The organism is Desulfobulbaceae bacterium (assembly GCA_015231515.1).
In the GTDB taxonomy this organism is placed as follows: Bacteria; Desulfobacterota; Desulfobulbia; order Desulfobulbales; family VMSU01; genus JADGBM01.
This window is the reverse complement of record JADGBM010000034.1, coordinates 1-7,863: the sequence shown is the minus strand read 5'-3', so window position 1 is coordinate 7,863 and position 7,863 is coordinate 1. Positions and strand designations below refer to the sequence as shown.

The following is a 7,863-nucleotide window of genomic DNA, read 5'->3' as shown; positions in this document are numbered from 1 at the left end:
TCGTATCAAAAAAAATTAGGCGCGCAGCTTGGAGTGGTTCCTGGCGCCGAACTCTTGGAGGCCACTAAGGTGGCCGCAGAACTGAATATTCCAGTTTCTCTCTGTGACCGTGAAGTACGTGTAACTTTACGGCGGGCCTGGGCTAAAACATCGTTTTGGAAAAAAAGTTATCTGCTTGCCAGCCTCTTTGCCAGTTTGTTTGATACAACCGAACTTACCGAAGACAAGCTGACCGAACTTAAAAAAAATGATGTTCTGTCGGAGCTTCTCAAGGAGCTTGGCGAGAGCATGCCTGAGCTTAAGAGTGTAGTTATTGATGAGCGGGATACCTATCTTTCTGAAAAGATCAAGGCCTCCACTGGTAACTCCATTGTTGCCGTTATCGGTGCTGGTCATCTGGAGGGCACCAAAAAAGCACTGCTTGCAGACAGGGCTGCTACTATGGCGGAAATTGATACAATTCCGCCTGTCTCACCGATGTGGAGGGTGGTCGGTTGGTCGATACCTCTGGCAATAATCGCTTCAATTGCAGTTATTGCCTACACCAAAGGTGGAGCTGTTGCCGGAGAAAATATTCAATACTGGGTTTTGGCCAACGGCATACCTTCAGCGGCTGGTGCGCTGATCGCCCTGGCTCATCCATTGACTATTATCGGAGCCTTTGCTGCGGCCCCCATTACCAGTCTGACTCCGGTTATTGGCGCAGGTTACGTGACAGCATTTATCCAGGTCATGGTCATGCCGCCGGTGGTGAAGGAGTTTGAGACAGTGCTTGAAGACATGTCAACGGTCGGGGGGTGGTGGAGGAATAAACTTCTTAAAGTGCTTATGGCCTTTTTGCTGCCTGGGTTCGGCTCGATGATCGGGACCTGGGTAGGTGGGGCCGAAATCATCTCAAACCTTTTTTAAGCGGCTGTCCGGGAATAGCAATTTTCCCCGATGAAAATTATTTCGTACAGGAACTATGCCCGAAGGGTATGATTACGTTTCGGCGAAGCTGAATTAACAACATACGGAAGATGATTTTATGGCAAAAAAAATACAGCAATTAACCGGTAAGCAAACTAAGCATCTCAAGGGCCTGGGGCATCATCTTCCGGTCGTGGCCATGGTTGGCCGCGAGGGTATGACCAAAACTCTGATTATCGCTGTTGAAGAGGTGCTACGAGCCCATGAGCTGGTAAAGATCAAGATTCAGAATAACTGTCCGTTTGATCGTGATGACGCTGCCCAGCAGTTATCTGAGGCAACTGGTGCGACAGTGGTGCAGCTTCTGGGCAAGACGGTTCTTTTGTTCAGGGCAAATGATGATCCGCAGAAAGAGGATACGATCCACCTTCCTTGAGTGAGTTTTTTTGCTATGAAAGACCAACTGTTCAATGACCCTGATATTCCCGAAGCGGACTTTCAGTTCACAGCAAAAGTAGCTGAAGTATTTGATGATATGCTTGAGCGGAGTATACCTTTTTACTCTGACATTATTGATATGTCTGCTCAACTTATCAAGCAGTTTGTGCCGGCAGGCGGTCGGATTTATGACCTTGGCTGCTCGACGGGCGCGACTGTGCTGCGTCTGGCACGAAAAACTGAGTCGTTACAGTATGCCTTTGTTGGAGTCGATAACTCTCCGGCGATGATTCAAAAGGCGGTTTTGAAGACAGAGATGTACGCCAAGCAAGACCGGCTGGAATTTGTTGAAGCAGATATTTTTGATTGTTCACTGGATGACCCTTCAGCCATAATCATGAACTATACGTTACAGTTCATCCGCCCGTTGGTGCGACAGGAGTTCGTAAATAAACTTTTTCAAGCGCTAAGGCCCGGTGGTCTTCTGCTGGTCAGCGAAAAAACTGTTTGTCCGACTCCAGAGCTCAATCGCAGTTTTATTCAGCATTATCTCGACTTTAAGCGTGCCCAAGGCTATTCAGAGATTGAGATCACTAAGAAGCGCGAAGCCCTCGAAAATGTGCTGGTACCGTTCTCAATAAACGAAAATATCAGCCTGCTGCAAAAGGCTGGTTTTAAAAAGGTTGAATCTTTTTTTCAATGGTTTAATTTTTCGTCTTTTGCTGCGATCAAATAAAGGCTAAGCCACTAAACGGCCGCTTTTTTGCTAATTTCATCAAAGGGAAGTTGCCCCTTCAGATACATGTTATGCCTGATTATCTCGCCTGCATGCCTAAGGCCGACAAGAAAGCTGTTTCGGTGCTAAGTAGGCAATATCAAGATAGATTTTCCCAAAACAAAAAGGGTTTTCTGCGGTTTCGGGAGCCGTATGAGGCACTATGCGGCCTGACTGCCCAAAACCTGGATTTTAATAAAGACCAGGTCACGATAGGGAGTCGTGATGAGATTAGCGATCAACAGCATCTAAAGGTACTTAAAGTTCTCAAAGAGTTTATGCCCTGGAGAAAAGGGCCTTTTAATGTTTTTGGAATTGAGGTGGATACCGAATGGCAAAGTCAGCGAAAATGGAACCGGGTTATCCCTTTTTTACCTGAGCTAAAAAACAAGGTTGTCGCTGATATTGGCTGTAGTAACGGCTATTATATGTTTCGAATGGCGGCCCATCAGCCCAAATGTGTGCTGGGTTTTGAGCCGTATGTCCAGCACTATTTTGCCTTCAAGGCCCTCAACCAGCTAGCCGGACAGAAAAATTTACATATAGAGCCATTCGGTGTTGAAGATATAAGGTTGTTTCCAGAAACTTTTGATGTCATTTTTTTGATGGGCATTATCTATCACCGGATCTCTCCGGTTGAGATGTTGAGAGACATAAAAAACTCACTGAAGCCCGGTGCCACATTGATTCTTGAATCGCAGGCCATACCTGGTGATGCCTCGGTGGCCCTTTTCCCTGAAAAAACCTATGCCAAGGTGCCAGGCACCTACTTTGTGCCAACGGCAAACTGTCTTGCCAACTGGTTGAAGCGAGTTGGTTTTGAAAATATTGAGTTTTTTGACTCCCACCCCATGTCAAACGATGAACAGCGTAAAACTGACTGGATGACCTTCGAGTCTTATAGTGACTTTCTTGATCCGTCTGACACCTCTTTAACCATTGAAGGCTATCCTGCTCCTCTCAGAATATTTTTCAGGGCAACCGCACCATAAGTAAACTTTGTTTTGTAAAGGCGATATTCAACCTTGCAAAATATGTAAAAATTGCCTTTAGTAATTATTACTAAAAGGAGATTTTATGGACCCTAAAAAAATTACGATACAAAAAACGTTGGAGCGCACGCAGATTGCTGCTTTTCTCCGGTTACTTGCGACGGAGATAGAGGGAGGCAGTAGCGAGGGCTTACAGGATTTCGGAGTTGATCTTCACAACTTCAACAAGATTAAGGTTGGCCTGGTAAAACGAGCTGGCGGCCAGCTTGAACTTAAATTGAAGATCAAGGATGGGGCGGCATTGAAGGGGGCTGAGGAGGCAGCAACCGAGTTGGAAGATGCCTCAAGTAACAGCTATAAGCTCCTGAAAAACAAAATGTCTCAAACCTTTAAGACCATTGGTCGTGCTGTAAGTGAAAAGAGGTTGCCACCTGCTGAAACTGTTGAAAGTTTCTTGAGAGAAGTCGAGCAAATGGTTTCGTTTCCGGGATTTGGTGATGAGTATTACGATGAGTTTATTAATCTCTGCCGCGAGCTTGAACGTCGATATGCCGAGGGCAAGATTGAGGCTGTTGTTGAACTCCATGGCAGAATACTCTCCCAAACCAAACAATGCCACCGCCGTTACAAGTGAAAATGCCTATTGTCACAAAACTAAGTTGGATTATGTAAGCAATCGAGTATGTCTTCTTGAGAATCGTGGTATTCTGTCCCTGATTGTTTCTTTTACATTCATAGCTTGGGGTGGTCAATTTTCGGTTGTCATTTCTAAAAAGCTTGTTTTTTTACCACAGAGAGCACAGAGAGCACAGAGAACAGCGTTGCAAGGGTCTTCACCTACGCACTCTCTCCGTCACTGCGAGGAGCGAAGCGACGCGGCAGTCCAGAAACATGGTGCCAAAACCAAGTAACATCTGGATTGCTTCACTCCGTTCGCAAAGACATAGTGGACCTTTCTGCGATCTTATACCAGCAAAAGTCAAAAGCGGACTTGACCCCTTGTCTTTGCAAGCTCATACGACGGCGACTAATTAAGTAACTCAACTTTCTGGGTTGCAATAACCTGCTGAAGATAGGTAATTTCGCAATTGTTTAGCCCAGCCCATTATACTGTATTCAGGAGTCAGAAGTCAGTGGTCAGTAGAAAACTCTCGAAAATTTTTTCCATTCTGACTTCTGACACCTGTCTTCTGAATTCCAACAACTATATTGTTTGGCACTTATAGCGATTAAAACTCGCAATTTCAAAAAAATACATCAAGTCGGAAAGTTGAGTAAGTAATCCGGCAAAGGAATTTTACTTTTTAGAATAACCAAATGGGGATATAGCTATGAGTATTGACCTGCAAAAAATGACGCCTGAGGATGTCTTTCCAACCGTCTAGCTAGAACGAGAAAATAGTTCCGTCCCCTTTCCCCTGTTGTGCCCGGAACTCCTACCAGGTTGTTTTCTAGACAAGGATAATCCTTGACCACCACCAATTCATACTGGTAATGTATGTTACCGATTATAATGCATGTCGGCAAGATACATATCCACATTCCAGGAAGGCGAACCAAATGAACAAAGATATTCTACAACAGATTATCCTGGACTTTCAGGCCCAAAACCTTGAAACTGGTGTCCCAAGGCACTTGCAGTATGAGGTTTTGCCAAACAAAGCTTTTGTCTGTATCGGCGTCAGACGTTGCGGAAAATCTACCTTACTCTATCAGATAATAAGCAAATTACTGGAAAAAGGTTCAAGCCTGGAGAACATACTATATCTCAATTTTTTTGATGATAGGCTATGGGATTTAAAAAAAGGAGATATTGGTGCTGTTATTGAGGCGTACTACACCCTTTACCCTGAAAAAAAAGGTACTGAGAAAGTTTACTGTTTTTTTGACGAAATTCAGGAAGTGAAAAATTGGGAAGCATTTATTGATCGACTGCTCCGCACAGAGAATTGCGAGGTATATCTTTCCGGATCTTCCGCAAAAATGCTTTCAAAAGAGATATCAACACAAATGCGGGGCCGCTCTTTGACATGGGAATTATTCCCTTTTTCGTTCAAAGAATTTTTAGATGCCAGACAGGTTGATTACAAAAAGATGACAACAAAAAACAAGCTGATCATCGAGAAAACCTACGGCGACTATTTCAAGCAAGGAGGGTTCCCCGAGACATTATTCGCATCAGATCAGATACGAATAATGCTTCTTCAGGAATATTATAAAACTATCCTTCACCGAGATGTAGTAGAGCGTTTTGACGTGCTCCACCCGAAAGCTGTTGTCGATGCTGGCTACCGACTTGTTTCATCGGTTTCTTCCCTTTACTCGACAAATAAAGTTACCGATTATTTAAAATCGCTCGGCCACAAAGTAAGTAAAACCTTTGTCGGCCAATACCTTGAATGGTTCGAGGATGCCTATTTCCTCTTCTCCGTCCAACTTTTCAGCGCTTCAATGAACAGGAGGAACACAAACCCCCGAAAGGTCTATTGCATTGATCACGGGATGGTACAGGCTGTTCTTCCCATGATTACAGAAGATCGCGGCCGCCTTCTCGAGAATATTGTTTTCCTCCATCTCAAGCGGCAAGGACACAAAATATTTTACTATCGGACCCAAAATGGCCGTGAAGTAGATTTTATCTGGCAGGAGAGGACAAAAGAGAAAAATCTTGCCCAAGAATGTTGGACAATGAAAGATGAAAAAACCAGGCAACGGGAAATATCTTCACTTCTGATTGCCATGGAAGAGCAGCAAGTAGAGGCGGCCACAATTATCACACACGATGAAAGTGAAACTGTCCAGGAAGGCGATAAAAAAATAGAAATTCTGCCTGCCTGGAGGTTCCTTCTGCTGCAATAGAAAAGACATAAGGGTCAAAAGAAATGGGGAGTCTGGTCTTGAAGAAATGGGGGTCTGGTTGAAATATAAGAAATGGATAATTCAAGACCTCCCCTGAAACTTCACGATTGCTTTTAAAAATATTCCTCTTTTTGTTCCCCTGAGCGTTGACATGATAAAAAGCACCGGGGAATTCTATTCTTAAAGGGCGAACCATATCCTGATCATTAATACAACGTAGCATTTTAGTCAAATGTGTAGACCTGGTCCCCATTGGATCTTCCGCAGGGAGTGACGGGTAGGCCTTAATTCAAATAGAATCCCCATATGCCAAAAACCGGAAAACGAGAACATAAAAACACAAACACTCGCCTTGTTTTCTAGTAACATATTTGTTATATTCGTTTATGGAATGGGAAATAAAATACTACAATTCAACGCTGGAGAATGAAATTCTCAACCTTCCAGATGGCCTGTTGGCAAGATATTTAAGGCTAACCGACCTTATGTGTGAATTTGGTGCAAATCTTGGAATGCCACACACGAAGGCATTGGAAAGAGCCTCTTTTTGAGTTGCGAGTAAAAAGCAAAGAAGGTATCGCCAGGGTTTTCTTCTGTACGAAAATTGGGAAGAAAATTGTCATGCTGCATTCTTTTGTGAAAAAATCTCAAAAGATCCCAAGATCCGAGCTAAAAATAGCTAAAACCAGAATGAGTGAGGTAATGGAAAATGTCACATTCTGAACTTAAGAAAAAAGCACTGATGAAAAAGGCCGTAAAATCTGAGTATGAAGCTCTTGATACGGAATTCTCTCTTCTCGGGGAATTACTTCAGGCACGACAGAATGCAGGATTAAGCCAAGCAGATATTGCGGAAAAAATGGGTACAAAAGCGCCTGCAGTTACAAGGCTTGAGTCGTCTTTAACCAGCGGAAAGCACTCGCCCTCAATCTCAACATTAAAGAAATATGCGCAAGCTCTTGGCTGTCATCTTGAAATTAAGCTTGTCAGTGATCATTGAGTAGCAAACTGTTTTCTGGTCATGGTGCCCTCCAAATAAAAAGGTTCCCCAGATTATTGGTACGGAGAGCCTTGGTTGTAATTGTCATTGATGGCATCTCACCTTCTGCCACCGTTTGCAGGCATACAACCTCATCATGCTCAAAAGTTGAAGCGACAGTTGATCCGCTTAGACCTTGCCAAAGACCCAAACGACATGAATGTGCCTGGATGGAGGCTACACCAGTTGACCAGTTGACCACAGGACACTGGTCGATATGGGTGAATGGCAATTGGCGATTGACGTTCGATTTTGATGGCGTAGATGCCGTGCTGATTGACTATCAGGACTACCACTAGGAGTAACAACTATGACCCAAATGCACAACCCACCACACCCAGGTGAAACCTTGAGAGAGGACATTTTACCAGCCCTCGGCCTATCTGTTACCACTGCCGCCAAACAACTTGGCGTCACACGTGCTGCTTTGTCCCGAATTGTCAACGAACATGCCGCAATTTCTCCGGAAATGGCCTTACGTTTGGAAGGCTGGCTAGGGATTGAAAACGGCGGACGTGCTGATCTGTGGCTCGGCCAGCAGGCAGCATACGACCTCTGGCAAGCTCGCCAAGCTGGCGCACCCAAGGTACAGCGTGCTGAACAACTGGCCGCTTGAGTGCACGCTTATTATTGGGGGGGTGAAGAAATAAGAAGTAATAAGAGGACGGTAAAGGGGGTCCCCTTCGGACTTCGTCCCCCCCAGAGCGAGCACGACTTGGCCACGATTTTCTATGATTTTCAAAAAACGTGGTCTGTCCCCAATTACTACAAGATCGCAGAAAGGTCCACTATGTCTTTGCGAACGGAGTGAAGCAATCCAGATGTTACTTGGTTTTGGCACCATGTTTCTG

Annotated in this window: 9 protein-coding genes and 1 pseudogene; all 10 read left to right on the top strand. The window is 44.6% G+C overall.

Translation table 11 applies throughout. The annotated features are described in order from the left end of the window. A partial coding sequence (locus HQK80_07445) for a TraB family protein (protein MBF0222049.1) occupies window positions 1-909 on the top strand: 909 nt, incomplete at its 5' end. Between the two features lie 118 nt (window positions 910-1,027). Further along, window positions 1,028-1,345, top strand: a complete 318-nt coding sequence (gene yhbY, locus HQK80_07440; GenBank protein MBF0222048.1) for a ribosome assembly RNA-binding protein YhbY — start codon at window positions 1,028-1,030, stop codon at window positions 1,343-1,345. Between the two features lie 15 nt (window positions 1,346-1,360). Continuing rightward, on the top strand, window positions 1,361-2,083 hold the full coding sequence (gene cmoA / locus HQK80_07435; protein ID MBF0222047.1) for a carboxy-S-adenosyl-L-methionine synthase CmoA: 723 nt from the start codon (window positions 1,361-1,363) through the stop codon (window positions 2,081-2,083). Window positions 2,084-2,154: 71 nt separating this feature from the next. Continuing rightward, complete coding sequence (gene cmoB, locus HQK80_07430) at window positions 2,155-3,114, top strand: tRNA 5-methoxyuridine(34)/uridine 5-oxyacetic acid(34) synthase CmoB (GenBank protein ID MBF0222046.1); 960 nt, start codon at window positions 2,155-2,157, stop codon at window positions 3,112-3,114. Between the two features lie 85 nt (window positions 3,115-3,199). Next, the gene (locus HQK80_07425; GenBank protein MBF0222045.1) at window positions 3,200-3,748 is read left to right on the top strand and encodes a GAK system XXXCH domain-containing protein; all 549 of its coding nucleotides are present in this window, start codon (window positions 3,200-3,202) and stop codon (window positions 3,746-3,748) included. 926 nt (window positions 3,749-4,674) lie between these two features. Beyond that, on the top strand, window positions 4,675-5,973 hold the full coding sequence (locus tag HQK80_07420; GenBank protein ID MBF0222044.1) for an ATP-binding protein: 1,299 nt from the start codon (window positions 4,675-4,677) through the stop codon (window positions 5,971-5,973). 507 nt (window positions 5,974-6,480) lie between these two features. Then, window positions 6,481-6,696 carry a type II toxin-antitoxin system RelE/ParE family toxin gene (locus HQK80_07415; GenBank protein ID MBF0222043.1) on the top strand — a complete coding sequence of 72 codons (216 nt, stop codon included), beginning with the start codon at window positions 6,481-6,483 and terminating at the stop codon, window positions 6,694-6,696. Continuing rightward, the gene (locus HQK80_07410) at window positions 6,683-6,973 is read left to right on the top strand and encodes a helix-turn-helix transcriptional regulator (GenBank protein ID MBF0222042.1); all 291 of its coding nucleotides are present in this window, start codon (window positions 6,683-6,685) and stop codon (window positions 6,971-6,973) included. Before HQK80_07415 ends, HQK80_07410 begins: the two co-directional genes overlap by 14 nt. Before the next feature lie 90 nt (window positions 6,974-7,063). After that, window positions 7,064-7,311, top strand: a pseudogene (locus HQK80_07405) (type II toxin-antitoxin system RelE/ParE family toxin). Between the two features lie 11 nt (window positions 7,312-7,322). Next, window positions 7,323-7,628, top strand: a complete 306-nt coding sequence (locus HQK80_07400) for a HigA family addiction module antidote protein (GenBank protein ID MBF0222041.1) — start codon at window positions 7,323-7,325, stop codon at window positions 7,626-7,628. Window positions 7,629-7,863 lie beyond the last annotated feature (235 nt).